The sequence below is a fragment of the Nocardia lijiangensis NBRC 108240 genome (assembly GCF_001613045.1).
Lineage (GTDB): Bacteria > Actinomycetota > Actinomycetes > Mycobacteriales > Mycobacteriaceae > Nocardia > Nocardia lijiangensis.
On sequence record NZ_BDBP01000012.1, the window covers coordinates 43510 to 69621 of the forward strand.

27 protein-coding genes and 1 pseudogene are annotated in these 26112 nt (G+C 67.4%); 19 read left to right on the forward strand and 9 right to left on the reverse strand.

Annotation, left to right across the window (positions count from 1 at the left end; translation table 11 throughout):
* Nucleotides 1-75 precede the first annotated feature (75 nt).
* From NL1_RS04455 to NL1_RS38705, 5 genes are all read left to right on the forward strand, one after another.
* Nucleotides 76-1266: an NAD(P)/FAD-dependent oxidoreductase gene (locus NL1_RS04455; protein ID WP_067834588.1), complete on the forward strand. Its 1191-nt coding sequence runs from the start codon at nt 76-78 to the stop codon at nt 1264-1266.
* A gap of 10 nt (nt 1267-1276) precedes the next feature.
* Nucleotides 1277-2215, forward strand: a complete 939-nt coding sequence (locus tag NL1_RS04460; RefSeq protein ID WP_067834765.1) for a sigma-70 family RNA polymerase sigma factor — start codon at nt 1277-1279, stop codon at nt 2213-2215.
* A 388-nt stretch (nt 2216-2603) separates the two neighbouring features.
* A complete protein-coding gene (locus tag NL1_RS04465) occupies nt 2604-3794 on the forward strand; it encodes an NAD(P)/FAD-dependent oxidoreductase (RefSeq protein WP_067834590.1) in 1191 nt (396 codons plus the stop codon).
* Between the two features lie 103 nt (nt 3795-3897).
* Entirely contained in the window at nt 3898-4854 is a 957-nt protein-coding gene (locus NL1_RS04470) for an RNA polymerase sigma-70 factor (protein WP_084510298.1), read from the forward strand.
* Nucleotides 4855-5020: 166 nt separating this feature from the next.
* Nucleotides 5021-5533: a hypothetical protein gene (locus tag NL1_RS38705; RefSeq protein ID WP_174553390.1), complete on the forward strand. Its 513-nt coding sequence runs from the start codon at nt 5021-5023 to the stop codon at nt 5531-5533.
* Here the strand turns inward: NL1_RS38705 and NL1_RS37235 are convergent.
* Nucleotides 5488-5712, reverse strand: coding sequence for a hypothetical protein (locus NL1_RS37235; protein ID WP_156094654.1), 225 nt, complete (start codon nt 5710-5712; stop codon nt 5488-5490). The genes NL1_RS38705 and NL1_RS37235 overlap by 46 nt on opposite strands.
* 842 nt (nt 5713-6554) lie before the next feature.
* On the opposite strand from NL1_RS37235, the gene NL1_RS04480 reads away from it, so the two are divergent.
* Nucleotides 6555-7322 (forward strand): hypothetical protein, encoded by a 768-nt coding sequence (locus NL1_RS04480; protein ID WP_067834592.1) that lies wholly within the window; start codon nt 6555-6557, stop codon nt 7320-7322.
* 166 nt (nt 7323-7488) lie between these two features.
* Nucleotides 7489-7617 (forward strand): annotated as a pseudogene (locus tag NL1_RS38905) (IS21-like element helper ATPase IstB); the annotation flags it as partial.
* Nucleotides 7618-7626: 9 nt separating this feature from the next.
* Here NL1_RS38905 and NL1_RS37245 read toward each other — a convergent pair.
* The 4 genes from NL1_RS37245 to NL1_RS04495 form a co-directional block, all read right to left on the reverse strand.
* Nucleotides 7627-7890: a hypothetical protein gene (locus NL1_RS37245; RefSeq protein ID WP_156094655.1), complete on the reverse strand. Its 264-nt coding sequence runs from the start codon at nt 7888-7890 to the stop codon at nt 7627-7629.
* Nucleotides 7891-7920: 30 nt separating this feature from the next.
* Nucleotides 7921-8451 (reverse strand): DinB family protein, encoded by a 531-nt coding sequence (locus NL1_RS04485; protein WP_067834594.1) that lies wholly within the window; start codon nt 8449-8451, stop codon nt 7921-7923.
* A gap of 538 nt (nt 8452-8989) precedes the next feature.
* On the reverse strand, nt 8990-9949 hold the full coding sequence (locus tag NL1_RS04490) for a phosphotriesterase family protein (RefSeq protein WP_067834596.1): 960 nt from the start codon (nt 9947-9949) through the stop codon (nt 8990-8992).
* A complete protein-coding gene (locus tag NL1_RS04495) occupies nt 9946-11457 on the reverse strand; it encodes an AMP-binding protein (protein ID WP_067834598.1) in 1512 nt (503 codons plus the stop codon). Before NL1_RS04495 ends, NL1_RS04490 begins: the two co-directional genes overlap by 4 nt.
* 398 nt (nt 11458-11855) lie before the next feature.
* Here NL1_RS04495 and NL1_RS36205 point away from each other — a divergent pair, with 398 nt between their 5' ends.
* The 6 genes from NL1_RS36205 to NL1_RS04520 all read left to right on the forward strand — a co-directional run bounded on the left by NL1_RS36205 (nt 11856) and on the right by NL1_RS04520 (nt 17447).
* A complete protein-coding gene (locus NL1_RS36205; RefSeq protein WP_307621937.1) occupies nt 11856-12023 on the forward strand; it encodes an MspA family porin in 168 nt (55 codons plus the stop codon).
* A gap of 82 nt (nt 12024-12105) precedes the next feature.
* Entirely contained in the window at nt 12106-13065 is a 960-nt protein-coding gene (locus NL1_RS04500; RefSeq protein ID WP_067834600.1) for an ABC transporter ATP-binding protein, read from the forward strand.
* Nucleotides 13065-14054 (forward strand): oligopeptide/dipeptide ABC transporter ATP-binding protein, encoded by a 990-nt coding sequence (locus tag NL1_RS04505; RefSeq protein WP_067834602.1) that lies wholly within the window; start codon nt 13065-13067, stop codon nt 14052-14054. The genes NL1_RS04500 and NL1_RS04505 overlap by 1 nt, the downstream gene beginning before the upstream one ends.
* Nucleotides 14051-15583, forward strand: a complete 1533-nt coding sequence (locus NL1_RS04510) for an ABC transporter substrate-binding protein (protein WP_067834604.1) — start codon at nt 14051-14053, stop codon at nt 15581-15583. The genes NL1_RS04505 and NL1_RS04510 overlap by 4 nt, the downstream gene beginning before the upstream one ends.
* Nucleotides 15580-16557, forward strand: coding sequence for an ABC transporter permease (locus tag NL1_RS04515; RefSeq protein ID WP_067834606.1), 978 nt, complete (start codon nt 15580-15582; stop codon nt 16555-16557). Before NL1_RS04510 ends, NL1_RS04515 begins: the two co-directional genes overlap by 4 nt.
* Nucleotides 16554-17447 (forward strand): ABC transporter permease, encoded by an 894-nt coding sequence (locus NL1_RS04520; RefSeq protein WP_067834608.1) that lies wholly within the window; start codon nt 16554-16556, stop codon nt 17445-17447. Before NL1_RS04515 ends, NL1_RS04520 begins: the two co-directional genes overlap by 4 nt.
* A gap of 213 nt (nt 17448-17660) precedes the next feature.
* Here the strand turns inward: NL1_RS04520 and NL1_RS04525 are convergent, their stop codons facing one another.
* Nucleotides 17661-18422, reverse strand: a complete 762-nt coding sequence (locus NL1_RS04525; RefSeq protein ID WP_067834610.1) for a crotonase/enoyl-CoA hydratase family protein — start codon at nt 18420-18422, stop codon at nt 17661-17663.
* A 279-nt stretch (nt 18423-18701) separates the two neighbouring features.
* Here NL1_RS04525 and NL1_RS04530 point away from each other — a divergent pair, with 279 nt between their 5' ends.
* On the forward strand, nt 18702-19919 hold the full coding sequence (locus NL1_RS04530; RefSeq protein WP_067834612.1) for an acetyl-CoA C-acetyltransferase: 1218 nt from the start codon (nt 18702-18704) through the stop codon (nt 19917-19919).
* A 352-nt stretch (nt 19920-20271) separates the two neighbouring features.
* Here NL1_RS04530 and NL1_RS04535 read toward each other — a convergent pair whose 3' ends face one another.
* Entirely contained in the window at nt 20272-21087 is an 816-nt protein-coding gene (locus tag NL1_RS04535) for an enoyl-CoA hydratase-related protein (RefSeq protein ID WP_067834614.1), read from the reverse strand.
* A gap of 52 nt (nt 21088-21139) precedes the next feature.
* Entirely contained in the window at nt 21140-21793 is a 654-nt protein-coding gene (locus NL1_RS04540) for an HAD family hydrolase (RefSeq protein WP_245673089.1), read from the reverse strand.
* A gap of 181 nt (nt 21794-21974) precedes the next feature.
* On the opposite strand from NL1_RS04540, the gene NL1_RS37250 reads away from it, so the two are divergent.
* The 3 genes from NL1_RS37250 to NL1_RS04550 all read left to right on the forward strand — a co-directional run bounded on the left by NL1_RS37250 (nt 21975) and on the right by NL1_RS04550 (nt 23702).
* The gene (locus tag NL1_RS37250; protein ID WP_281180775.1) at nt 21975-22175 is read left to right on the forward strand and encodes a TetR-type transcription factor C-terminal domain-containing protein; all 201 of its coding nucleotides are present in this window, start codon (nt 21975-21977) and stop codon (nt 22173-22175) included.
* 109 nt (nt 22176-22284) lie between these two features.
* Nucleotides 22285-23181 (forward strand): SCO6745 family protein, encoded by an 897-nt coding sequence (locus NL1_RS04545; protein ID WP_067834616.1) that lies wholly within the window; start codon nt 22285-22287, stop codon nt 23179-23181.
* A gap of 11 nt (nt 23182-23192) precedes the next feature.
* Nucleotides 23193-23702 (forward strand): thioesterase family protein, encoded by a 510-nt coding sequence (locus NL1_RS04550; protein ID WP_156094656.1) that lies wholly within the window; start codon nt 23193-23195, stop codon nt 23700-23702.
* Between the two features lie 92 nt (nt 23703-23794).
* On the opposite strand, the gene NL1_RS39880 is transcribed toward NL1_RS04550, so the two are convergent.
* On the reverse strand, nt 23795-23920 hold the full coding sequence (locus NL1_RS39880) for an alpha/beta fold hydrolase (protein WP_281180776.1): 126 nt from the start codon (nt 23918-23920) through the stop codon (nt 23795-23797).
* A gap of 225 nt (nt 23921-24145) precedes the next feature.
* Between NL1_RS39880 and NL1_RS37255 the strand changes: the two genes are divergently transcribed.
* Together NL1_RS37255 and NL1_RS04560 are read left to right on the forward strand one after the other, a co-directional pair.
* Complete coding sequence (locus NL1_RS37255; protein ID WP_156094657.1) at nt 24146-24685, forward strand: hypothetical protein; 540 nt, start codon at nt 24146-24148, stop codon at nt 24683-24685.
* Between the two features lie 391 nt (nt 24686-25076).
* Nucleotides 25077-26018 (forward strand): NAD(P)-dependent alcohol dehydrogenase, encoded by a 942-nt coding sequence (locus tag NL1_RS04560; protein WP_245673090.1) that lies wholly within the window; start codon nt 25077-25079, stop codon nt 26016-26018.
* Nucleotides 26019-26112: the final 94 nt, after the last annotated feature.

Consider the following 26112-nt stretch of genomic DNA (forward strand, 5'->3'; position numbering starts at 1 on the left):
CGTCACTGGTCGATGCTGTCAGGAATTCGGGGGCTGTCTCGTTCAGAGGGCACGCGAACCAGACAGGAGCGAATCATGAAGCACCGCATCGTCGTCCTCGGAGCCGGATACGCCGGGGCCTACTCCGCCGGATACCTGGCCCGCCAACTGCACTCCGACGACTTCGAGATCATCGTCGCCAACGCCGAACTCGATTTCGTCGAGCGGCTGCGCCTGCACCAGCTCGCTGCCGGACACGAACTCCCCCACCGGCCGCTGGCAGAAGTGTTCGCGGGCACCGACATCCAGCTCCGACTGGCGCGGGTGACCAGCATCGACGCCGAGCGCCGGACCGTCACGATCGCGGACGGCGCAGACACCGACCGGCTCGAATACGACACCCTCCTCTACGCGCTCGGCAGCACAACCGCCGACAACGGCATCCCGGGCGTCGCCGAGCACGCCTTCCACGTGGCCGCGCGGCCGTCCGCGCTGCGGCTGCGCTCCCGCCTGGACGAGTTGGGCGAGGGCGGGCGGGTCCTGGTGGTTGGCGGCAATCTGACCGCGATCGAGGCCGCCACCGAGATCGCCGAAGCCCGTCCGGGACTTCGGGTCAGCCTCGCCACCAGCGGCGAACTGGGCGGTTGGCTGGGCCCCAAGGCACGCCGCCACGTGCTGGGCGCCTTCGACCGGTTCGGCATCACCGTCCACGAGCACACCAAGATCGAGCGGGTCGAGGAGACCGGAGCTGTCGCCGCCGACGGCACCGTCTTCGCCGCCGATGCGACCGTGTGGGCAGCTGGGTTCGCTGTGCACCCGATCGCTGCCGCCAGCGGTCTCGCGGTGGAAGCCAACGGCCAGATCACCGTCGACCGGCAGATGCGGTCGATCTCGCACCCGGATGTCTACGCCGCCGGCGACAGCGTCTTCGTCATCGGCGATAACGGCCGACCGCTGCCGATGTCCTGCGCTTCGGCGGGATACACCGGCACACAGGCGGCGGCGGCGATCGTCGGAGACCTGACCGGGCGCAAGATCAAAGCGACCGCGCTGTCGTATGTCGGCAACCACATCAGCCTCGGCCGCAAGGACGGGATCTTCCAACTGGTCGACGGCGACGCGCACTCGAAGCCCGGCGCCCTGCGCGGCCGTTCGGCGGCACGAGTCAAGTCGGCGATCGTGGCAATCAGTGCCTGGGCGGTCAGCCGCCCGACCTTCGGGAAGCCGAATCACAAGTACCGCTTGGCCACCACCCGTGAAGTCTCGCCCAAGTTGGTAACCGCATAGAGTCGTGCTCGTGAACACGGCCGCAGTGGAGCAATTCGAGGCCAGCCGGAATCGGCTGGCCTCGCTTGCGTACCGCTTGCTGGGCTCGGCCGCCGACGCCGAGGACACCGTGCAGGATGCGTACCTGCGGTGGCAGGCCGCCGACCAAGAGTATGTCGAGGTACCCGAGGCATGGCTCACAAAGATCGTCACCAACCTGGCGCTCGACCGACTCCGGTCGGCACAGCTACGGCGCGAACGCGCGGTCGGCGCCTGGATGCCCGAACCGCTGCTCGATGGCGACCCCATGCTAGGCCCGGCCGACACCGTCGAACAACGTGAATCGGTGACCCTGGCGGTGCTGATGCTCATGGAGCGGCTGTCACCGGTCGAACGAGCCGTCTACGTACTGCGCGAAGCCTTCGCCTACAGCCACGCCGAAATAGCCGAGATCCTCGAGATCACCGAATCCGCGAGCCAGCAGCATGTCCACCGGGCCCGGCGCCGTATCACCGCCGAGCGAAACTCCCGGGACATCGACCGCGCCTCCGCACGGCGGATCGTCGAGGCGTTCGTCGATGCCGCTTCCTCGGGCCGGACCGAACAACTGGTAGCGCTGCTGACCGACGACGCAACCGGTGTCTCCGACGGTGCGCTCGGGCTGGCCGAGACGCTGATCCGGTACTCGACCCCGCAGCGGCTCGCCGCCGCGGTGCGGACCGGCCTCAAATCGTCTGCGGCCAAGCGGCGACTCGCCGGTGGCTCGCCCTCGATCCATGCCGGCGTGGTCAACGGCTGCCCGGCCATGCTCGTCACGCTCGACGACCGGGTCCTGGGTGTCACGATCTTGGAGATCCGTGACGACAAGATCGCAGGCGTGCGCGGCATCGCTGCTCCGTACCGACTCGATCGCCTCACCGCGGAATGGCAGCGGCGCGAGCATGATGTCCCGCTGATCGAATCGTGGTAACCGGCCGTCCGACATTCGATCTCATGTTCGTCCGGCTGTCGATGCTCTGTGCCCTGCCGCGTTGTGCAGTGCCGTGCAAGCGGCGCTGATGGCGGGATGGTCCCTGGTGCCGCGGGTCCACGTCCGCCGCAACCGATCGGCCCCGCCGACACTGCCCGCCCCGCAGAACTGATCGAATAGTTCCTGACCGTGGCGACCACCGGCGACCTGGACGGCGTGCTGGCGATCCTTGCCCCGGACGTCACCTGGACCCTCCGAGCGATTGCTCCTCGAGAACGTCGTGTGGCTACGGACACACACTCCACGAGTGATCTGTATCACATGGCGTCAGGATTTTCGGTGATGCGGTGTCTTGTGCTCGAGCCCCTCGGATCGAAGGAGAGAAACCATGAGCAAGAAGATCGATGTGATCGTGATCGGCGGCGGATACGCCGGGGTGATGGCGGCCAATCGGTTGACCCAGCGCCACGATGTGACGGTGACCGTGATCAATCCGCGCTCGGTCTTCGTCCCGCGGCTGCGGTTGCACCAGCTCGTGGGCGGGACGCACGATGCGGTCGTCGACTACGCCGACGTTCTGGCCGAGGGCGTCCGGCTGGTTGTCGACAGCGCGACGCGGATCGACGCGGCCGGGCGCAGTGTGACGCTGACCGAGGGCGACACGATCGGCTACGACTACCTGATCTACGCGGCGGGCAGCGGCAGCCCTGCCCCGCAGGTGCCAGGTGTGGCCGAGTTCGCTTACTCCGTCGCGACTTTGGAGGCGGCGCAGCGGTCGCGGTCGGTGCTCTACGACACGCCGATGACCGCGCCGGTGACGGTGGTCGGGGGCGGTCCGGCCGGCATCGAGACTGCCGCGGAATTGGCCGAGCAGGGCCGCACCGTCACCTTGGTGTGCGGCGGTGACCTCGGTCCATACCTGCACCCGCGGGCTCGCCGCACGGCCCACAAGTACCTCGCCAAGCTGGGGGTCAGCGTCGTCGACGGCCCCGATTCGGTGGTCACGGCGGTGAAACGGAATCACGTGGAACTCGGCGGCGGCCGCACGCTGGCCAGCGCAGTCACGATCTGGGCGGCGGGCTTCGGCGTGCCCGACCTGGCCGACCGCAGCGGGCTGCGCACCGACGCCGCCGGACGGCTGCTCACCGACGAAACCCTGACCAGCAGCGATGACGAGCGCATAGTCGCGGCGGGCGATGCGTCGGCGCCGTCGGACCTGCCGTTCCGGATGAGCGCCTACGCCGCGGGATGCCTGGGCGCCCACGCCGCCGACACCGTGCTGAACCGGATCGCGGGTGAGCAGCCAGCGCCGATCGACCTATCGTTCGCCGCCATGTGCCTCAGCTTCGGCCGGGACGCCGGGATCTTCCAGCTCGGACGCAAGGACGACACCGCGCTGCCGCTCTACTTCACCGGCTCCGCCGGCAAGAAGCTCAAGGAGTTCGCCTGCGAAGCCAGCGTCAAGCACCTGGTGACCGAAGCGCAAAAGCCCGGCTCGCACCACTGGCCCAAGGACGGCAAGCACAGGCCACAGCTGTTGCAGGCCCAGCGTGATGTCGCGGCGGCATCGGTCGCATAGCGCAGCGAAGTCGCGGTCATCGGTCCGGTCGCCGATGACTTCGGCAGCACCACGTGCGGCACGCGGCGGGCCGGATCGAACAGCTAGGACGGAAGAGGACTCCATGAATACAACAAGTGAAGCCGGTAGGCGGGGGCAGACCGCCAGCGAGGCGGCTGGCCTCGACAGCAACGACGCCGCCGTCGAGGCGACGGAGACATTCGTCGCGCACCGCAATCTGCTGTTCACCGTCGCCTACGAGATGCTCGGATCGGCGGCCGACGCCGAGGACGTATTGCAGGAAGCCTGGCTGCGATGGGTGCGGGTCGACGTGGGGCAGATGAGCGATCAACGCGCCTATCTGGTCCGCATCACCACCCGCCAAGCGCTCAACCGGCTGCGCTCGATGAAACGCCGCCGCGAGTCCTACATGGGGTCGTGGCTGCCGGAGCCCCTGCTCACCACTGCGGATGTGGCCGCCGACGTCGAACTGGCCGAAAGCGTGTCGATGGCGCTGATGCTCGTGCTCGAGACCCTGACCCCGATCGAACGGGCGGTGTTCGTGCTGCGCGAAGCATTCGGGTTCGGCTACGACGAGATCGCGGCCGCGGTCGACAAGGCTCCCACCGCCGTCTACCAGATCGCCCACCGCGCGCGCCGCCACGTCGAAGCCCGCCGCCCGCGCCGCACGGTCACCGCACGCCAGGCCCAAGCGGCCACCGAGGCGTTCCGGCGCGCGCTCGAGACCCGCGACCTGCGAGGCCTGCTCGACGTCCTCGCCCCCGACGTCGTCGCGATCAGCGACGGCGGTGGCATCAAACAAGCCACACCACGGCCGATCATCGGCGCCGACAAGGTGGCCCGCTTCATCGTCGGCGGCCTCACCAAAAATCGCGTCGCGCTCATCGTGGAGCCGACCACGGTCAACGGTGGTCCCGCCCTGGCACTGCACGTCGACGGCGAACTCGACGGTGTCATCGCGATGTGCGTCGAGGACACCCGAATCACCGGCCTCTACTTCGTGCGCAACCCGCAGAAGCTGACCCGTGTCGAATCCGAGACGCCACTCACCCTCCGATGAACAGCCAAACTCTTCGAGGAGAAGACATGACCACGCGGGCACCGCACCGCACACCACTGATGCGCCGCTGTCACAATGGCCGACAGTAGCCGGAGCGGTTTTCCTGCTCACGGCGCTCACCAGTGTCCTGCTGACCGCCTTCGCCTGGCCATCGGTACGGTCTTCCGTGCACGACCTGCCGATCGCCGTCGCGGGCCCGGCTACCGCGGTCGCGCAGATCCGCACCGCACTCGATCAACGACTGCCGGGCGGATTCGACATCACCGAAGTCACCGAAACGGCAGCGGCGGAACAACTTATCCGCGACCGGCAGGTGTACGGGGCGATCGACGTCAGCTCCGGCACCCTGCGGGTCATCGTCGCCTCCGCCGCCAGCACCGTTGTGGCCCAAACGCTACAAGCCATCGCGACCGATCTCAGCCAGGCAGACGCCGCCGGGTCGCCGGTCGCAGTCCGTGACCTCGCCGCACTGCCCGCCGACAGTGCGGACTACGGCGCGCGCGGCCAGACGGATCGTGCCGCTTCAACGTTGATCGTCAAACCCCAAACCGCTGCGGCTGAACACGAAACGGCCGCAGCACCAGATCGGTGCGGCGGCCGTTGTGCGCGGATGGCCCTACTTCGCCCAGAGCCTCAGGACACCTTCGATCCGCCGCTGAGGCTGGACGATCCGGTATGAAGCAGTTCCAGAAGGACATGGAAGGGGTTGAAGTCGGGCGGCAGGGCAACCGGTTCGGCTGCGGCGGGGGTGGCCGCAGCCTTTGCGGGGGCCGGGGCAGAGGGCTGTGCGTTCGCGGTGGCCATCGGGGCCAGCATGAGCGCGCCGGCCAGAGTGACCGCGGCGAGTGATCGCTTCATCAAAAGATTCCTTCTGCTCTAGTTTTCGAACTGCTCAACTACCCCGAAAGCAGCCAAGATCACGCTATGCGCCGCATCGCCCCAGTCCACAGCCCCAGGTTCCGTCGCCCCTGACACCAGGGGTGCTCGCGCGGTTTTGTGCTCTGCACAAGGCCAGATTGTGGCGTCTGTTTTCCGCAGGTCGCCGAGGCCCTGATCGTCCCACGTCCGAGCACAGGCACTGGGCCGAGAGCGGAGTCGTCGGTAATCGAACACACTGCATTGCCGCATAGCACGCGGTTCGAAACGGCCGCGGTCGACCGTCAAGCCCGATCGCGACGTCAGCTTTCACCGATACGGCAGCCAGCTCGCGCCGACCGCCGTTGAGATTCGCCGATGAACGACGTCGTGGTTCACCGATGTAGCCAGCGCGGCAGAGCAAATCATCAAGCACGAACCCGCCCTGCATCCGCTGCCCCCAATTCTCACCATCAACCCCAAATGCTGATCCGGCTCGACGAGATCGCATCCGACCTTTTCGACCGGCGAGACCGGGGCAGAACGAGAAGCATGGCTCGGTGCGATCGAGTGCATCGACCTCACCGTGACCTACCTGCGCCAGAAACGCGAGCAGACCCATCGACTCACCCCCTCGCCTCTAGCACCGACGGACCGGTGCTGCTGACTCTCGAGCCGCCGGCCCAGCGCAGCCCACCAGACGCCGAGTCAGGTCGGCAGCCGCTGATCGCGTGAGCGAAGCAGCGAAAGACCCGGCACGGTCCGGCTGCCCCGGTGGGGCGGCTGTTGGTTATCACTGTGGCTCGTGCCGGAGGCGGCGTCGAGGCTGGGTACGCTCGCCTGCTGTGAACTGGACTGTCGCCGATCGAGAACTCGTTTCGTGGCTCGGTACGCCCGAAACCGATCTCGGGTGGTGCGGGTACGAGATCGACCCGCGACCTGACGCGGTGTGGTTGCTGCATGCGATGTACGAGCACGACGCGGGCGCAACGGAACTCACCTACGACGAACAGCGGCGGCAGCGACTGGCCGCCGGACTCGCGCAACCGACGATCATCCCCGGCCTCGACCTCGAGGCCGAGTCGGTCGTGATCGGCAACGAACTGGGCCGCTCCGAGCACCCCGGACCGGGCTGGAAAAGGCTGCGCTGGACCGAGCTCGCGACTCGGCTCGACGAGCCGGTGGTCGCAGAGGGCCAATACCCCAGTTACCGCAGCCTGTCCGGCGCACACCCGAGCGGAAGCTGGCCGGTGAGCATCCGCCCGCCCGCCGAGGGCTCCCTCGACCGGGAGTCGTGGCAGACGCTGATCGACGTTCTGATCGGGTGGTCCCCGGGCGGTGCCGACACCGCGTGCGTGGCCTACTTCGGCCCGGCTGTCAGCGGTGAGTTCGACACCGGAGTCACCATCTCGGGCCCTCTCGGCGGCGCCGCGGGGCTCTACGACCATCCCAGCGGCGTCGGCTCACCCTCGAACATGTGGGCCGCCGACCGATCATGGATCACCTGGTCGGATTGGGACCTCTGCGCCACCAAGGTAGCCGGTCCCACCGAGCTGATCGAGGCGCTCCAGGCAGCGCCGGACCTCGAAGCAGTACGCCTGCACTGGTGCTGACAGGCTCGATGGCGGCAGCCGGGACCCGCGGCGCTGATCTACGAACTCGGAAGCCGCGCATCCAGTGCTGCGCACAGCTCGACAGTGAACTCATGCGCCTGCCGGTCGGCGGCTTCCTCCTGGGGGACTGCTATCGGCCGCTCTAGCTCGTGTCTCGCTTTGCGGGACTCGAAGACGGCTCTGCGCTGCCATCGTCGACCGACTCACCGTCGGCGGCAACATAATCGAGACCGGCACCGACTCCTACCGACTCGCGCGCGCTCGCACCAAAGCCGCAGTAGCAGGCCAACATTGACGCATGCCGCTATCGAAGGATCCATAGAACCTTCGTCGAACCCCCATAGCACTGCAAGCCATGCTGCTTCGCCAACTCAGCGACTCCGGAAGCCACGTCGACCGCCCGATCCCAGTCGATATTGAGTCGCAATGCTGGGCCGTTGAGATCCGCGCCGACGCTACTGGTCCAGGGACTGCCCTCCTCCCCGATATTCGGCCAGCGCCGCAGCAACGCTTCGATGAAGTCGGTGATGATCTGGGGCGGCGGCCATTGCCAATGAATCTGAGCCACGCAGGTCAGCCCTTCCTGAGTTGTGCTACCTCACTCGTCGTTTCGGGCTGCACGCAGCAGTCGTAGCTGCCCAATCTCGGCAGCGTTCTTCATCAGCTCGGCGTTCACCCATGCGATCGTGTGGGCGACGGACTTGGTGGGGTCGTCCTGCCATGGAAACCTCGTCGGCGCATCGAGATCGGTGTCAGTGATCTGATCAAGGACACGCAGCCATCGCGTGCGCAGGCCGCGCAGCCAGTCGACCGAGGTCGATCCGGGGCCCGGCCACACGATCTGGGAACGGTCGTGGGGAAGGCTTTGTCGCAGGTGGTCGATGGCGACGGTCCACCACCACCCGATGTGCCAGCTGATCCAGCCGATAGTTGGGACCGGGATAGGTTCGGGCTCGGACTCGGCCCAGTCGGGCACCCAGATACCGCGTTCGTCCCGGCGCAGCGTCCAACACAAATCAGCAGGTTCCCACAGGAAGTCGTCTGTCTCCAGCTGCTCGAGGTGGTACTCGAACAACGACCAGATCAGATCGAACTGCCAGCGCAGCAAGGTGGAAGGCGACGTATCCATGCGCCGAATCCTGCCCCGCACCCCCGGGCCGGACAATCGATTTACTGGCCGCCGGATCGATCGCCGGAACCCTCGCGGGCGGCCTGGTTCTCGGGGCCATCCCTAGCGCCGCGCTCATCCCCGCACTCACCGCCCTTCCCCTGATCTCCTCGATCAAAATCTGGCGACACCAATAGGACCCGGCCACAACCGCACGGTGATGTCAAGATTCACCGTCCGACCAGCCCGCCCCGCCTTGCCCTGACGCCCAAATTCACCCATAGGCAAATAGCAGTGCCGGGCGGGGCGTGGTGGTCGCTCCCTGCTCCCCTCTGTCCATGGCGGCCGGTCTCGCGGCTAGTGGGACAGAGCCGCTGCGCGCGTCAAGGTTCGGGCCCGTCGGTATCGGGTCGATCGTCCTCCGTGTGGCCGGTGCTGCGTGGACAGGGTGGTGGTTCCGTCGCACCGGGTGCGGTGGTTCGCGCGGCTGCGGCGGTACGAAGGCCGACGTATCCGGCTGCGCCGTGGCGCGCCGACCACCCGGAGCAGGCCGCGCCGCTCATTTCTCGAAGTAGCGACGCGGATTGCGGACCAGGATCGCGTCGATGTCGTCGTCGGTGAGCCCTTTCGCCAGCAGCGCGGGGATGACGTCGTCGCTGATGTGGCGATAGTTCCACTTGGGCGCCATCTGAATTTTGGCGTCGTGCGGAAACCAGTCGATGAAGCAGGCGGCGTCGTGCGCGATGACGACCTTGTCGCGATACCCGCGGCGAACCAGCTCGACGATCGTGTTCACCCGGTCCTCGAAGGGCAGCAGAATATCGACGCCGAAGCGGTCCATGCCGAGCAACGAACCCGCGTCGGCCAGTTCGGTCAGGTACTCGAGATCGGTGGAGTCACCGGAGTGCCCGATCACCACGCGGCTCAGATCCACTCCCTCTTCGGCGAGCACCCGCTGCGCGACGAGACCGGATCGGGTGTGCGGGTTGGTGTGCACGGTCACCGGAGCCCCGGTGCGGACCGCGGCCTGCCCGACCGCGCGCATCACTCGTTCCACGCCGGGAGTCAGGCCGGGTTCCTCGATGGCGCACTTGAGGAATCCGGCGCGGACGCCGGTGCCCGCGATGCCTTCGGTCAGGTCACGGACGAACAGGTCGACCATCGGCTCCGGCTGGTCGAATATCAAACCCGGTCCGCTGTAATGGAATTGGAACGGCACATCGTTGTACGTGTACACCCCGGTCGCGACGACGATCTGCAATCGCGTTCTGGCCGCGATCCGCTGGATGCGCGGAATGTAGCGGCCGAGCCCGAGCACCGTCGGGTCGAGGATGGTGTCGATGCCGAGCGAATGGAGTTCCTCCAACTGGGCGACGGCGTCGTCGATGCGCGCGTCCTCGTCCCAGTCGCCGTAGTTCTGCTGGAACTCCGTACCGAGCACGAAGACGTGCTCGTGCACGAGCACGCGGCCGAGCTCGCTCGAGTCGATGGTTCCGGTCACGGTGGGTACGAGTGTCATCGGGAGGCCTTCTCCGGCGCGGCGGTGAACACGCTGACATCGAGCGCGCGCTTGAGGATCTTGCCGGTGGCGCCCTTGGGCAGCTGGTCGACGAAGGCGAAGCGGTGCGGGACCTTGTAGGCGGACAGGCGTTCCTTCGCCCAGGTTCGCAGCTCCTCCGGATCGAGTCGCGTTCCCGCCGCGGCGGCGACGACAGCCCCGACCTCCTCGCCGTAGTGGTCGTCCGGGATGCCTATGACCGCGACTTCCACGATCTCGGGGTGCTCGTAGAGCACCTCCTCGACCTCACGCGGATAGACGTTGTATCCGCCGCGAATGATCAGGTCCTTGGCGCGGTCGACGATATAGACGTAGCCGTCGGCGTCGACGCGCCCCAGGTCGCCGGTCTTCAACCATCCACCGGACAGTTCGGCGGCGGTGGCATCGGGGCGGTTCCAATACCCCTTCATGACACTGGGCCCGCGCAGGAAGAGCTCACCGACGGTGTCCGCGGGCAGCACGTTGCCTTCCGGATCGCGCACTTCGATCGAGGTCCCCGGCAGCGCGGTTCCCACCGATCCGACCCGCTGCTCACGATCGAGCGCGTTGTAGGTCGCGGCGCCACTGGATTCGGTGAGTCCGTAGCCCTCCAGAATGGCGCAGCCGAACCGATCCGAGAACGCGCGGATGACCTCGGCGGGCAGCGACGCCCCACCGGAGGCGGCTAGGCGCAGGCTGGCGAAGTCGTCCGGTCCGTAGTCACCGTCGGTGTGCAGCATGGCGTTCCACATCGTCGGCACGCCGGACACCACGGTGAGTCGGTGGTCTCTGATCATCTCGATCATCGCCTGCGGATGGAAGGGTGACACCATCGAGAACGAGCATCCCGCGTGCAGCGCCGTGATCAGGCATACCGCTTGGCCGTACACGTGGAACAGAGGCAACCCGGTGCCGAACCGTTCCTCCGGTGTGAGCCGCAGCTGGTCGATAAAGATTCGCGCGGTCTCGATCAGGTTGGAGACGGTGAGCTCGACGCCCTTCGGCTTGCCCGTGGTGCCCGAGGTGTACAGCAGGATCGCGGTGTCGTCGGGGTCGCGCCGGACCGGTTCGGCGACCACCCGCGTCGGCTCGGCGTGCGCGCCGGGTTCGAGCACGAGCAGCGGGATGTCGCGCTCGGCCGCCGCCTGCCGTGCCGCGGCCTGCGCTCCGTGCCAGGCGATGGCGAGCCGGGCGCCGGAATCATCGAGCACATAGCCGATTTCGGGCGCGGTGGCCATGGTGTTCACCGGAATGGCGACGGCCCCGACGAGGTGGGCCCCGAGGTAGGCGACGACGAACTCCGGGACGGTCGGCGCAACGAGCAGCACGCGGTCGCCGGCTGCCACGCCGGAATCGATGAGGAGGCCACCGAAGGCGGCGCTGCGATGGGCGAGGTCGAGATAGGTGATGCGCTGGTCCCCGATGCGCAGCGCGATGGCGTCGGGGCGCTCGGAGGCGTGCTGCCAGAAACGGTCGGCGACATTGGTCATGGCACATCCAGACAGGTAGAGACCGGCTATGGAAAGACGTGTGACGGGGGTCACTTCCGAAGGCACTCTATCTGAATTTGGTGTCAACTTCAATCACGGGGAGCGAGGGAAGCGCGGGCGATGGCGCCGGAAGCACGCGGCGAAAGCTCTATTGAACTTGACGCCGAATTCAATTAGAGTCCGGCCAGCCGATGTGTTGGCCGTCACATACTGCACCCTCCGGCGGGGCAGGCAGGCGACCATCGCTCGCGGTGTACGACGCGGGCGATGCGATGAGAGATTCGCGATGACATCGGTGACGTGGTGTGCGGGTATGTCGCACCGCGCGAGGGGTATCTCGATGCCCGCCACCGCATTTCGACCGAGATGAGGGTCAATTCTGATGACACCTGCCCTACATCGGGTTCCGCGGCTCGAGCGGCAGCGTGACCTGGAAGAACTCGACCATCGCACTGAGTGGGTGCGCGGGCTACGCGCAAGCTCGCTCGTTCGTCCGGGTGGACGTCGACACCCCGCGCGCCAGGGAGATCGTCGTCTTCTGGGGACAGCCCTTCAGCCTCGGCTGATCCCGCGCCGCGGGCCCGGCGGCGATCGGCTGATCCCGCGCCGCCGGAACATCCTGGCCGACAGGAAGATTGAGAGAAGAATATGGCCGCCTTGCTGAGGGTGGAAGAACTGTCGCTGTCGTTGCCCGCGGTGGGCGGCCTGCTCCGCGACGTCGGGTTCGAAGTGGCCCGCGGTGAAGTCGTCGGGCTCGTGGGGGAGAGCGGCAGCGGGAAGACACTGACGGGGCTCGGCGTCCTCGGGCTCCACCCTCCGGGTGCCCGGGTGACGGGCCGCATCGACTTCTGCGGCGAGGATCTCCTGACGGCGACGCCCGACAGGTTGCGTGCCCTGCGCGGACGCGAAGTCGGCATGATATTCCAAGAGCCGCGGTCGTCGCTCAATCCGGTCATGACTGTCGGGCGTCAGATCGCGAATGTGCTTCGGGCGCACGAGAAGATGACATCCTCCCAGATCGGCGCACGGACCGCGGAGTTGCTCGAAAAGGTCGGTCTGGCCGATTCGGGGCGCCTGATTCGCTCCTATCCCCACGAGCTGTCGGGTGGCATGTGCCAGCGGGTCATGATCGCGATGGCATTGGCGTGCAGGCCCAAACTGCTGATCGCCGATGAACCGACGACCGCGCTCGATGTCACCATCCAGGCGCAGATCCTCGAGCTGCTCAGGGGGCTCACCGCTGACGAGGATCTGGCCGTGCTGCTGATCAGCCACGACATCGGTGTGATCACCGAACTCTGCGATCGCGTCGTCACCATGTACTCGGGAGAAGTCGTCGATATCGCCGCCCGCGACGAGTTGCTGCGCCGTCCGGCCCACCCCTACGCACAGGCGTTGCTCCAGGCATCGAGTCGCGAGACCACGCCGACGGTCGTGCGGTCGGCGCGAGAGTCCCCACCCGACGGGAACGGGTGCGTTTACCGAACCCGGTGCCGGTACGCCATAGATGCCTGCCGGACGACACATCCGGATCTGATCGGCGACGCTCGCTCGGCGACGCGCTGCCTGCGCGCCGGCGACCTCGAACTGGCCGGGTTGGTGGCCTGATGACCGAGATCCTGATGAACGTCCGCGATCTGGTCGTCGACTACGGCGGCGGCGCCGACCGGTTGCGCGCGGTCGACACTGTGAGCTTTTCTCTGCACCGCGGCGAAACGTTCGCCGTGATAGGCGAATCCGGATCGGGAAAGACCTCGCTGGCCCACGCTCTCGCCGGACTCGTCAAACCGGCCGCGGGATCGATCGACCGCGTCCCGGGCGCGAACGACCGCACCGCGGGGAGATCCCACGTGATCTTTCAAGATCCGCGGTCGGCGCTCGACCCTCGGCTCACGGTCTGGCAGTGCGTCGCCGAGCCGATGGCGCCGCGCCGGTTGCGGATACCGCGATCGACGCGCCCGGCCGCGGTCGAGCTGCTGGGCCGGGTCGGCCTCGGCGAGGAACTGGCCGACCGCAAGCCCGCGCAGCTGTCCGGCGGTCAACGGCAGCGCGTGACCATCGCCCGGGCGGTGGCGTCGCGCGCGGAGCTGATCCTGTGCGACGAACCGGTCGCCTCGCTGGACGTTTCCCTGCAGTCCGAAGTGCTCGCGCTGCTGGCCGAACTGCGCGACGAGCACGGGCTGACCTACGTATTCATCTCACACGACCTGGGTTCGGTGGCGCGCATCGCCGATCGAGTCGGCGTCATGTACATGGGCAGGCTGGTGGAGCTGGGACCGACCGCGTCGGTGCTCGAATCGCCACGGCATCCCTACACCCAGGCCCTGCTCGCGGCCGTGCCCCGGCCGACTCGGGTGCGCCGGGAAAGGCGCGGGCTGCTGCTGCGGGGCGAGATTCCCGATCGACGTAACCCCCCGTCGGGCTGCCGATTCCGCACGCGGTGCCATCTGGCCACCGATCGCTGCGCGACGACCACCCCCGCACTGACCGACGACACCGAAAGCCATTCGGCAGCATGCCATTTTCGCCAGGAAGCCATCGAGGCGTGGCAATCCGCGCTTGGTCCCGCCGCGGACCGGAAAGAAGAATCGCGATGAACCGAAAACTGATCGCCGCTGGGGCGGCGGCCGCACTCGCTCTCGTGCTCGGCGCTTGCAGCGGCGACCCGTCCGCGTCCGCGCCTGACCCGAACGCGAGCATCAAGGTCGCCACGCGGCAGACGCCCAGTTCGCTCGACCCCTGCCGGGGCAATTCGGGTTACGACCTGACCTATCTCAAGTTGCTCTACGCCCCACTCATCGACACCGACCCGCAAACTCTCGCACCCCAACCGGGGATCGCCACCTCGTGGGAGTTCGCCGGAGCCGACAAACTCACCTTCACGATGAAACTCCGATCGGGCCTGACTTTCCACGACGGCACACCCGTGGACGCGGAGGCGGTGAAGGCCAGCATGCAGCATTGTCTCGGCACCGGTCTGGTGTCCGTTCCGTCGATCAAGAGCATCGACGTCCAAGGCGCGGACATAGTATCGATCAAGTTGAGCAGCCCGACTTCTGGGCTGCCCGGCTACCTGAGCACCCGTCTGGGTTTCGTCGTCTCGCCGACCGCGCTGCGACAGTACGGTGACGAATTCGGTAACCATCCCGTCGGCGCCGGGCCCTACCAGTTCGCGCGCGCGGTGCCCAACAGCGAATACTCCTTCACGAGGTTCGCCGGTTACCAGCCTCTGAGCGACCCCGCACCGCGAGCGGCGGGCATCGATATCGCGATCATCACCAGTGACACGGCACTGACGAACGCCTTGACCTCCGGGACAGCGGATTTCGCGTTCGGGATCGGCGAATCCGCGGCGCCCGCGCTCGAGCGCCTGCCGGGCATCACCGTTGACCGGCATCGGCAACTCGGCTTCACCGCGGTGGTGATCAACACCAAGAACCACCCGGTCGACAACCCGAAGGTACGGTTGGCGATGGAGTACGCGTTGGACCGCAAGGCGATCGCCACGGCCGCGCTGAACAGCGACGCGGGCACCCCCGCCTGGTCGGTCTACCCGCCGGGGGCGACCTTCCACGATTCCGCCACCGACAACGCCTGGCCCTACGATCCGGACAAGGCGCGGCGGTTGCTCGCCGAGGCCGGCTACCCGAACGGCGTGCAGGTGCGAGGCATCTCCGCCGCCGCGCCGCCGTTCTCCACCAACGCACTGCTGGTCGCGGAGCAGTGGAAAGCCGTCGGGATCAACGTCGAATTCACCAATGTTCCCGGTCCGCAGGCTATTTCACAGTTCGTAGCGCACAACGGCGCGGACGTCTTCAGTGTCGGATGGCCTTCGCAGGCGTCGGCGCCGCTCAACTACAGCGCCCTGCTCGGTCCGACCTCCTACTACCGGCAGAATGCCGCGCCGAATCCGCAACTCGACGAGCTCATCGCGCAGCTCAACAACACCTACACCGACGGCGAACAGCTCGAGGTCGCAAAGAAGATCAACCGGATCATCGTCGAACAAGCCGAATTCATCCCGCTCTATCACGGTCCCGCAGTGGTCGCCTACACGCAGCGCGTGCAGGGAGTAGTTCCCTCGCTGAGCGGATCGCCCGAACTCGCGTACCTGGCCGTGTCATGAAGTGGATCCGTCATCGATGGCCGGTCGCCCCGGTACTGGGGCGATCGGTGGCGATCCTGATCACCGCGTTTCTGACGACGGTGATGACCTTCGGTCTGATCCATCTCGTGCCGGGCGGGCCCGCCGAGGCGCTGATCGGAGTGAGCAGCACCGATGTCGATCCCGCGGTCATCGAGCAGCGGCTCGGTCTCGACAAACCGCTGTACGAACAGTACTTCCGGTGGTTGAGCGGCGTGGTCCACGGCGACCTCGGGACCTCCTTGGTCAACAACGCGCCCGTCGCCGATCAGGTGCTGCACCGCTTGCCGGTCAGCGCGGAACTCGTCGGGCTAGCGTTGGCGCTGTCGGCCGTTGTCGCGGTGCCGCTCGGTGTCTGGACCGCGTATCGGGCGGGCCGCCGGTCCGACGGGGTCGTGCGCGCGGCGTCCGGAATCGGCCTCGCGGTCCCGGAATTCTTCTTGGCCATCGTCTTGATCGACGTGTTCGCCGTCGGCCTCGGGTTGTTTCCCGCCTTGGGTTATGTGCCTTTCGGCAAGGATCCGGTGGCGAATCTGCGCCACCTTGCTCTCCCCGCGGCGGCACTGGCGGCGGGCGCGAGCGCGATCGTGGTGCGTCAGGTACGTGCCGCGATGATCGACGCGCTGTCGAGCGAATACGTGCGCGCCGCGCGGGCCATGGGATTGCGCGAGCGCACGATCGTGTGGCGTTACGCGCTGCGCAACGTGTCGACGACCGTCGTGACGGTGTACGGGCTGCTCGCGATCGGCTTGCTCGGCGCCACCGTGGTGCTCGAGCAGATCTTCGTGCTGCCAGGCATGAGCGGCGCACTGGTCACCGCCATCGAGACCCGCGATTATCCGATGCTGCAAGGCATCGTGCTGACCTACGTCGTGATCGTGCTCGGCATAAACCTGGTGGTCGACGCGGCCACCGGATTCCTGGATCCCCGGCTCCGGGTGGAGGCGAACGCATGAGCACCGTGACACTGGCCGCCGGAACTCGCTCGACCGGTGACACCCGGCGGCGGTCCCGCGCCGGGTTCTGGCTCGCTCTCGCGATTCTCGGCACGCTGATCGTGCTCGCGGCGCTGGCGCCGCTGGTGACGCCGTACAGCCCGACGGACCAGGATCTGACGAACAGGTTCGCCGGGCCGGGCGGTGCGCATCTGCTCGGGACCGACAGCTACGGCCGGGACGTGCTGAGCAGGCTGATCTGGGGCGGACGGTCCTCCTTCGTCGCGGTGACCATCGCGGTCGGCGTCGGGCTCACGGTCGGGCTGCCGTGGGGACTCGGCGCCGGATATGGTCCGGCGTGGTTGCGAATGTTGTTGCTGCGCGCGGCGGATGCGTTCCTGGCGTTCCCGGCGCTGGTACTGGCTGTGGCCATCACCGGCGTGCTTGGACCGGATCTGGTGACGGCCATGTGCGCGGTCGGCATCGTGTTCGCTCCCGTCATCGCACGGCTGACCGCAGGGGGAGTGGCGCAGGTCAGGCGTTCGGAGTACGTGCTCGGTGCGCAGCTGGCCGGCTGCCCGACGCATGTCACGCTGCTACGGCACGTCCTGCCCAACGCGGTGGGACCGGTGATAGTGCAGGCCACGCTGTTCTCCGGACTCGCCTTCATCATCGAAGCCGCGTTGTCGTTCATCGGCCTCGGCATCCAGCCGCCGACGCCGAGCTGGGGTGGCGATTTGAACAACGCCTACCAGCACATACTCAGCGCCCCGAATCAGGTACTCGCACCGGGTGTACTGATCGCGATCGTGGTCATGGCCACTTATCGGATCGGCGACGAAGTTCGAGATCGCTTGTCCGGGCTGGGCTCGGCCCCGGCGGCCGAACAGTCCAGGCGCAAATCCGAATAGCACTGGTACGGGCCTACTTCGCGCGCATTCCGCAGGTGCATCCCACACTGCCGGGGCGACGTACAAACGCAACGCGAAGCTGATGGCCATCCTCGATCAGGTGGCAGCCATCGATCCGAAGTTCCGTGCGGCTCGCCGGCGAGCTGGTACGCACCGCCACCCGGTTGTGGGTGAACGCGGCGCGCATCGGAGCCGCGGCCGGCTGAGCGCGGATCAGGCGCCGCGCCAGACAGGCGGGCGCTTCTCGGCGAACGCGCGCGCTCCTTCGAGCGCGTCCGCCGAGGTGTTGACGGTGCGGACGATCTCCAGCTGGGCTCGGAACGCGTCCGCGTCGGTGTATCGAATGGCTTGGGAGAGAACTTGTTTCGTCCCGCGAATGGCGAGCGGTCCGTTCTCGGCGATGCGGGCGGCCAGCGCCTCGGCCGTCCGGATGGCCTGTCCGGGTTCGGTGATCGCGTTGACGAGGCCGAACTGGTGCGCGCGGACCGCGCCGAGGGTGTCACCGGTCAGGGCGATCTCCATCGCCAGCTGGTAGGGGAGCGTCTTCGGCAGCCTCAGGACGCCGCCGCCTGCCGCGATCAGGCCTCGTTTCACCTCGGGAAGACCGAACTTGGCGTCGGTGGCCGCGACGATGAGGTCGCACGCGAGCGCGAGCTCGAAGCCGCCCGCCAGTGCCCAGCCCTCCACGGCGGCGATGAGCGGTTTCGTCGGCGGTCGCTCGGTGAGGCCGCCGAATCCGCGTCCCGGCAAGACCGGATGCTCGCCGTCGGCGAAGGCTTTCAGGTCCATCCCGGCGCTGAACGTGCCGCCTGCGCCGGTGAGGATGCCGACCGCGACGTCGGGCCGGGCCTCGAATTCGTCGATCGCGTCCGCCAGTGCCTGGGCGACCGCGCGGTTCACCGCGTTGCGCGCCTCGGGGCGGTTGATCGTGATGGTGGCAATGCCGTCGGCGAATTCGGTCAGTACGACGCTCACCGCTGACTCCTCTCGGGGGTCTTCGTGGCCGCCGCGGCGCGGCTCGGCCGGGTGAGGCCCACCGCCCGCGTGGTCGGCCGTGTCGCGGTGACGCTAGCGAAATCTGAATTCGAGTTCAAAATCGGGTCTATATCCGCGATATAACCTGGTCTTTCACATCTTTCGTGAGGCAAGTCACAGGTGGTTTCCGGGGTGGTCGGTATTGACGCGGCGGCACCCGTCCCGCAAGGTGGCGGTAGAAAGTAAGCGCTTAGTAAGTTCCCGCAGGAAGGTTGGGCCATGCCCGAAGCCGTCATCGTTTCCATCGCCCGGTCGCCGATCGGGCGGGCCGCCAAGGGCTCGCTGAAGGACATCAGGCCCGACGACCTGGCCGCTCAGATCGTGCGGGCGGCGCTGGCGAAGGTCCCCGAGCTGGATCCGGCCGCGATCGACGACCTGATGCTCGGGTGCGGCCAGCCCGCGGGCGAGTCCGGCTTCAACCTGGGACGGATCGTCGCGGTGCTCGCCGGCCTCGACGGGGTGCCTGGCACCACGGTCAACCGCTACTGCTCGTCGAGCCTGCAGACGACCCGCATGGCGCTGCACGCGATTCGCGCGGGCGAGGGCGACGTTTTCGTCTCGGCGGGTGTCGAGACCGTCAGCCGCTACAGTAAGGGAAGCGCGGACGGCTTGCCCGGCACCCAGAACCCGCTGTTCGACGACGCTGTCGAGCGAACCGCGAAACTCGCTGCGGGAGGCCAGGAGTGGGCCGATCCCCGGCTCGACGGCCTGCTGCCCGATGTCTACATCGCGATGGGCCAGACCGCCGAGAACGTGGCGCAGTCCGAGGGTGTCACCCGCGAGGAGCAGGACGCCTTCGGCGTGCGCAGCCAGAACCTGGCCGAGATCGCCCTCGTCAATGGCTTCTGGCAGCGCGACATCACGCCGATCACCCTGCCGGACGGCACCGTCGTTTCCGCCGACGACGGCCCGCGCGCGGGAGTCACGCTCGACAAGGTCGCCGCGCTGCAACCGGTGTTCCGGCCCGACGGGACGGTCACCGCGGGCAATTGCTGCCCGCTCAACGACGGCGCCGCGGCCATCGTCATCATGTCGGACACGAAGGCCGCCGAACTGGGGCTGACGCCGCTGGCGCGGATCGTCTCGACCGGCGTCAGCGCGCTGTCGCCGGAGATCATGGGACTCGGCCCGGTCTCGGCGTCCGAACAGGCGCTGGCCCGCGCCGGGATGACGATCGGCGACGTCGACCTGGTCGAGATCAACGAAGCCTTTGCGGCACAGGTCATTCCGTCCGCCAGGAGGCTCGGCGTCGACCTCGACAAGCTCAACATCAACGGCGGCGCGATCGCGGTCGGCCATCCCTTCGGGATGACCGGCGCGCGAATCACCAGCACGCTGGTCAATTCGCTGCAATTCCACGACAAGCAGATCGGCCTGGAAACGATGTGCGTCGGCGGTGGCCAGGGCATGGCCATGGTGCTCGAACGACTGTCGTGACCGCCACATCGCGGCGGGACAACTCGGCGAGAATGATCCCGGCCTGATAACCATTGGCGCCGTAGACGGCGATGACCATGTTCACTCCTGATTCGTGACGAAGTGCGCAATCTGCGACGAATCGAACCAAGAACCGATCAACTGAGACGATCAAGCAGCTGCCTTCGGTGGATGCCCGCCAGGGAAATTCCGGAAAGTGAGTCGGGCTGCCCGAGAATCGGCGCCAGACGGCCGGGCGTGATCGTTCATCTGTTCGCGGATGCTCGCCGCACCGCAGTGAACTGTCATGGCGCCGAGGGGGATCCGGCTCCCGCGTCGCTGGTCGATAGCTCGGGAGCCGGGTCTCGAGAGTTCAGTCGGTCGACACGGGGCCGAGGGGCGCGAAGGCGGGCGGCCTGCGGTCGAGGTAGCTCGTGACGCCTTCGGTCGCGTCCGGGTGGGCGAACGCCGCGAGCATCAGATCGTCGGCGACTGCCACCGCGGTCGCGAAGTCGGAACCCATTGCCCGATGGACCTGGCTCTTGACGATGCTCATCGAGGTGGGAGAGCAGAAGTCCGCCAGGTCGGTCGCGTAGTCGATCGCGGATTGCAGCAGGGTCTCCTGCGGGCAGAGGCGGTCGACGAGTCCCATCGCATGAGCCTCGGCGCCGAGAATCACCCGGCCGGACAGCAGCAGGTCCAGCGCCCGGCTGCGGCCGATCACGCCGGGGAGCAGCCAGGCGATTCCGTACTCCGCGATCAGGCCGCGGCGGACGAACGACGTCGTGAACTTCGCCTCGGGCGTGCTGAACCGCAGGTCGCAGTAGAGCGCCTCGACCAGCCCGAGGCCGGCGACAGCGCCGTTGATCGCCGCGATCAAGGGTTTGCGCACCGAGAGCGGGAACTCGCGGGGGCGCTGCCGTTCCGGAGCGCTGAGATCCGTCGCCGAGCTCGCCGCGGCCAGATCGTCCATGTCCGCTCCGGCGCAGAAGCCCCGTCCCGCCCCGGTGACAACGATGGCCCTGACTTCCGGGTCGTTCTCCGCGTCGTCCAGCAATGCGAAGTAGCGGCGTTCGAGCGCGTCGTTCCATGCGTTGAGCCGGTCCGGCCGGTTGAGCGTCAATATCAGCACCGGACCGCGTTTCTCGGCCAGAACGGTCTCGGTGGATTCCTGGGTGGTCGAGCTCATGCCCGTGTCCCTTCGTGGTTCTCGCTGACAAGTCTTTCGGGCAGAGCCGGGCTCACGACCGGCCCAGAGCCGCCCAGAGCCGCCGAGCGGTGTCCGCCGCATCGCGGTGCAGCACGGCGGTGAGCCCCGCGCGCTCGGCCGCGACGACGTTCTGCGGCAGGTCGTCCACCATGACGGCCGCTCCGGGCTCGACATCCAAACGGGCGCAGGCGATGTCGTACGCACGCCGGGACGGCTTGCGCACGCCGACCTCGCCGGAGATGGTGACGGCGTCGAACATCGCGGCGAGATCGAAACCGGCGTAGCAGTCGTCGCCGAGCGAGTTCGACAGCAGCCCCACGCGGAATCCGGCGTCCCTGACTTCGGCCACCAGCTCGATCATGGCGTCGTCGGCGCGCAGGCCGGACTGAATGCGGCGCACGAGCCCGGTTCCGTCCACCTCGATGCCGTGTGCGTGCAGCCGCGCGGCGAAGCCTTGTTCGAACTCGCGCTCGCGCATGCGTCCCTCCTCGTGCTCGACCAGCAGCGCCTTCGCCTCCGCGTCGTCGCTGAACAGGCGCAGCGGCAAGCGGGGATCGCAGCCGAGCGACTCGCCGAATGACTGGAACGCGTCGAAGACGCTGGACGTCAGCACACCCCCGAAGTCGAACAGCACGGCGGTCGCCCGGACGTGCTGCTCGGTGGGTGCGGTTGTCGGACTGGTCACGGGGATTCCCTTTCGCTCCGTGTCGCCGGGCGCGGCCGGACGAGGCGTCACGTGCAGCTGTCGGCGGCACGGCCGAGCGCTGAATGCACGTATCCGGCAGGTCGAGTACTGCTGCTCGCAGCCGAGCGTAGTTGAATTCGAGTTCAGATTCAATACCCATCACCGCCCGTGAGCGGGCGTTTTGCTCGGCGGTACGACCCGGCGGACCACGGGCGTCTTCGACAACCCGAATCCGCGCATGGCGGCGATCGCGCTGCTCTCACTCGGCATCGACCTCGCGCGGTGGTACCGGGACGACGGCCGGTGGTCGTCAGAGGAGATCGGCGACTACTACGTCGACCTCGGCCTGCGCATCGTCGGCGCGCGGAAGCAGGACGGCTGACCTTTCGGCGTGGCGCTGTTTCCTCCGCTCCGCACTATTGAACTTGACATCGAATTCGGGTAACTATCGAAGGCGAGTTTCCAGCACGATCAGATATCGGAGCAGTCTCTTGACAACGGTCTCCCCGCACAGTGCTCGCCTGACCTTCCGCGCCCTCGAGCCGATTCACGGCATGATCTACTTCACCCCGCACGGCCTCGGCGCGTATCGCGACCTGGGCATCACGGATCCTCGGATGATGTACTTCGCCTCCAGGTCCGCTGCCTTCGGCCCGGTGGCGGCCGATGTCACCGTCGCCGCGTTCTTCAACTTCAATCCAGCCGCGGTGCATGCCGTCCTCCCCGCCGCGTGGGAAATCGCCTCTCCCGAAGCTATTCTGCGCGCCCGGTTTGCTGCCGCCGATCGGTCGCTCCGGCAGGTATGGGGCGATGACGTCACCGGCGCCGACGTGCGCGAGGCCGCCGATCTGGCCCGGCGCGCCGCCGAACGCGCCTGCGAGCGGCCCCAGGGGCGTCCGCTGTTCGCGGCCCACGCGGCGCTGCCTTGGCCCGACGAGCCGCACCTGGTGCTCTGGCATGCGCAGACATTGCTGCGGGAGTACCGAGGTGATGCCCATGTGGCCCTGCTCGCTACGGAGGGGCTCGACGGCATCGAGGCGTTGATCACGCACGCTGCGACCGGGGAGATCGCGGCGGAGGTGCTGCGGGCGAGCCGATCCTGGAGCGAGCAGGACTGGGCTTCCGGCGTGGACCGGCTCCGTGCCAGGGGCTGGGTGACGGACGAGGATCTGGCGCTGACCGAGCACGGCGCCGCGCGGCGCAAGTCGATCGAGGATCGGACCGACGAACTGGCGGTCCATCCGTACGAGGCGATCGGCGAAGACGGGTGCGCACGCCTGCGCGCGCTGGTCTCGTCGCTGGCGATCCGGGTCATCGAAGGCGGCCTGGGATTTCCGCCGGTGCTGTCGGAGCGCTACCGGCAGGCCATCCAGACCGGATCTCGGTGAGGCGGGTGAACATGGCGGCGGTGCGACCGGAGATCACCCAGGTACTCGCGGTTCCCGCCGCGTTCACCAAGGAGATCCCGCCGGATTTCGAAGACAGCAACGGGCACATGAATGTGGCGCACTACTTCCGGCTGCACGGCGAGGCGATGTGGCAGCAGCACCGTGCGCTCGGCTACGGACGGTCGGGCAGGTTCGGGATGTTCGCGATGGAGCAGCACGTCGCCTACTACCGGGAAGTGCTGGTGGGTCACGAGGTTTCGGTGCACGTCTGCGATCTGGGACGCACCGACAAGGTGATGCGCGGCATCTCGTACCTGGTCAATCGCACCCTCGGTGAGGTCGCGAGCTCGTTCGAGTTTCTGACCATGAACGTCGATCGGGTGTCTCGGCGCCCGGCGGAGTTCGAGGCCATCGTCGCCGCGGCCCTGGACGAATCGATCGCGCGAGCTCGGTCGCTTGGATTCGGACCCGAGTACGGCGTGCTGGAATTGCGTCCGACGACGGCCCGCGTGCGGAACTGAGCGGCTTCCTGGCGGCGGCGTAGCGATTTCGCGACGACGCCGCCCGAGCGGACCGGCCCGCCGAAAGCTGTTGCCGATCCGATCGATTCGATTCAGCCGAGGCTGCGGGCGAAGTCGATCAGGGCGGCGTTCACTTCGGCCACGCGTTCCTGTTGGATCCAGTGCCCCGCACCGTCGAGGATGATCGACCCGCGCAGGTCGGGCAGCACCGCGGTCATTTCGGCGGTCGGGGTGAATCGGATGACCGGATCCTCCGATCCGGCGATGAACAGGGCGGGCTTGTCGATCTTGGCGTCGCTCTCGCATGTCGGTGTTCACGAAGATGTCCCCCTTCGGATTCGTCCTGTGAGTTCCACCATAGTTCGCGGTTGTAATGAAATCTTCACGCGCTCAGATGATCTGGAAGCGGCCGCCAGTTGGGCGGCCTCTAGTGCGGAGGAAATATGACCCGATCTGTTCTGCTCGCGACCGCGGCGGCCACCCTCGCGGTGGCTCTCACGGCGTGCGGTGGCGAGGGCGCCTCCGATGCCGCCCCTTCGGCATCGAGCACCATTTCCACATCCGCTCGGGGCACAGCCCTCGCCCCCGGAACCGTCGCGCCCACGACCGACACCACATCACCTGCCGACGAGGAGCCGGAGCCGGCTACCTCGTCGGCGCCGGAGACGACGGCCGCACCGACGACGGCCGCACCGACGACGGCCGCACCTTGCGCGGTGGTTACCCGCGAATACCTCATCACCACGCTGCGAATGACGGCATCGCCCGACATTCCCTTGGCCGATCTCCAGAATGCGCGGTGCAGCGGGAACTATGCGACGGCGCTGAGCCAACCGAAAGGCACCCTGCACCCGGTCGTGTACATGTTCAAGTACTCCGCACCGGTGGGGTGGCGCCTGATGGGGGTCGACGACGCAATCGACTGTGTGAACAGGCACGGTGTTCCGCTCGAGGATGCCCGTGTGATCGGCTGCGCCCTCTAGCAGCTCCGCTATTCGACCAGCTTTTCGCTGCGGAGCCAGTCGTAGGCGACATCGGCGGGGTCTTCTCCGTCGATGTCGACGCGGCAGACCGATAACACCGCGAAGAAGCGCTTCGAAACATGCACTGATCGCACCCACATCGGCATTTCAGTGCGTTGGTGGATGTCGAGATAGTCTCGGCCCGTTAGATCCTTGGGGTGTTTCGCGTGGCCTGTCGGACCTGCGCGTCACGCGGTAATGCAGGACGTTGCTGGTGTGCGGGAGAGGGTTCGGCGAGTCGCGCCGAATGCCGACGCACAGTTCGCCGGTCGCGGGGCGGCCCGCCGACTAGAGTTTGTCGTGTGTCAGGCTGTCGCTCGATCCTCGGTGCTGGAATCGCATGAGGGCCGTCGTGTATGACCGCTATGGCGGCCCCGAGGTGCTGTCGATCGCGGAGGTCCCAGCGCCTTCCCCAGGGCCGAAACAGGTGCTCGTCCAGGTGCACGCGACGTCGATCAACCTCTCCGACTGGGAGACACTGCGGGGGACGCCGCTGTATTCGCGCATCGGCGGGCTCCGGGCACCCAGACGCCCGGTTCTCGGATCCGATATCGCCGGACGGGTCGAAGTCGTCGGCTCCGAGGTCACACTGTTCGCACCGGGTGACGAGGTCTACGGTGACAATCTCATGCTCAAGGGCGGGTTCGCGGAATATGCCGTGGTTCCTGAATCGGCGCTGGCCCACAAACCGGTGTCGCTGAGCTTCGCCGAGGCGTCGACGCTGCCACAGGCGGGGGCGATAGCACTGCAGGGCACCGCCGGCATCGCAGCCGGTATGTCGGTGTTGATCAACGGAGCGGGCGGCGGGTCCGGAGCGTTTGCGATCCAGTTGGCCAAGAGTGCCGGGGCTCATGTGACCGGGGTGGACAACGCCGCCAAACTGGCGTTCATGCGCACGCTCGGCGCCGACGAGGTCATCGACTATCGCGCTGAGGACTTCACCCGAACCGGACCGTACGACCGGGTACTCGACCTCGTCGCCCACCGGTCGGTCTTCGCCTATCGCAGGTCGGTCGCGCGTGGCGGCCGGTACCGCTGCGTCGGCGGCACCACGCGCGCGTTGCTGCGGTTGACGACGGTCGGAGTGGTCGCCGGAATGGTGACCGGCCGCGGGCTCGGGGTCCTCGCGGTGAAGGAAGGGCCCGCGCACTTCACACCCCTCGCGGAGTCGTGTGTCGCGGGACGGATCGGTATCCACATCGACCGCAGTTTCCCCCTCGACGAGACCGCGAACGCGCTGGCCCACGTCGGTGCGGGACGCGCACTGGGCAAAGTGGTGGTCGAGATCCGCTGATCGGCACCACCGGATGTTGTGAGCCGCAACCGGTCTGGCCCGCCGGCTACCACGACGTGGCCGCTTCGCTCAGCGCGGTAGGCGGCATTTCCGG

Bases quoted from the DNA above. Each gene is read 5' to 3' on its own strand.
- NL1_RS04455 (WP_067834588.1), top strand. From the start codon at position 76: ATGAAGCACCGCATCGTCGTCCTCGGAGCCGGATACGCCGGGGCCTAC.
- NL1_RS04465 (WP_067834590.1), top strand. From the start codon at position 2,604: ATGAGCAAGAAGATCGATGTGATCGTGATCGGCGGCGGATACGCCGGG.
- NL1_RS04470 (WP_084510298.1), top strand. From the start codon at position 3,898: ATGAATACAACAAGTGAAGCCGGTAGGCGGGGGCAGACCGCCAGCGAG.
- NL1_RS37235 (WP_156094654.1), bottom strand. From the start codon at position 5,712: ATGAAGCGATCACTCGCCGCGGTCACTCTGGCCGGCGCGCTCATGCTG.
- NL1_RS04485 (WP_067834594.1), bottom strand. From the start codon at position 8,451: ATGGATACGTCGCCTTCCACCTTGCTGCGCTGGCAGTTCGATCTGATC.
- NL1_RS04490 (WP_067834596.1), bottom strand. From the start codon at position 9,949: ATGACACTCGTACCCACCGTGACCGGAACCATCGACTCGAGCGAGCTC.
- NL1_RS04495 (WP_067834598.1), bottom strand. From the start codon at position 11,457: ATGACCAATGTCGCCGACCGTTTCTGGCAGCACGCCTCCGAGCGCCCC.
- NL1_RS04500 (WP_067834600.1), top strand. From the start codon at position 12,106: ATGGCCGCCTTGCTGAGGGTGGAAGAACTGTCGCTGTCGTTGCCCGCG.
- NL1_RS04505 (WP_067834602.1), top strand. From the start codon at position 13,065: ATGACCGAGATCCTGATGAACGTCCGCGATCTGGTCGTCGACTACGGC.
- NL1_RS04510 (WP_067834604.1), top strand. From the start codon at position 14,051: ATGAACCGAAAACTGATCGCCGCTGGGGCGGCGGCCGCACTCGCTCTC.
- NL1_RS04515 (WP_067834606.1), top strand. From the start codon at position 15,580: ATGAAGTGGATCCGTCATCGATGGCCGGTCGCCCCGGTACTGGGGCGA.
- NL1_RS04520 (WP_067834608.1), top strand. From the start codon at position 16,554: ATGAGCACCGTGACACTGGCCGCCGGAACTCGCTCGACCGGTGACACC.
- NL1_RS04530 (WP_067834612.1), top strand. From the start codon at position 18,702: ATGCCCGAAGCCGTCATCGTTTCCATCGCCCGGTCGCCGATCGGGCGG.
- NL1_RS04535 (WP_067834614.1), bottom strand. From the start codon at position 21,087: ATGAGCTCGACCACCCAGGAATCCACCGAGACCGTTCTGGCCGAGAAA.
- NL1_RS04550 (WP_156094656.1), top strand. From the start codon at position 23,193: ATGGCGGCGGTGCGACCGGAGATCACCCAGGTACTCGCGGTTCCCGCC.
- NL1_RS39880 (WP_281180776.1), bottom strand. From the start codon at position 23,920: ATGACCGCGGTGCTGCCCGACCTGCGCGGGTCGATCATCCTCGACGGT.
- NL1_RS37255 (WP_156094657.1), top strand. From the start codon at position 24,146: ATGACCCGATCTGTTCTGCTCGCGACCGCGGCGGCCACCCTCGCGGTG.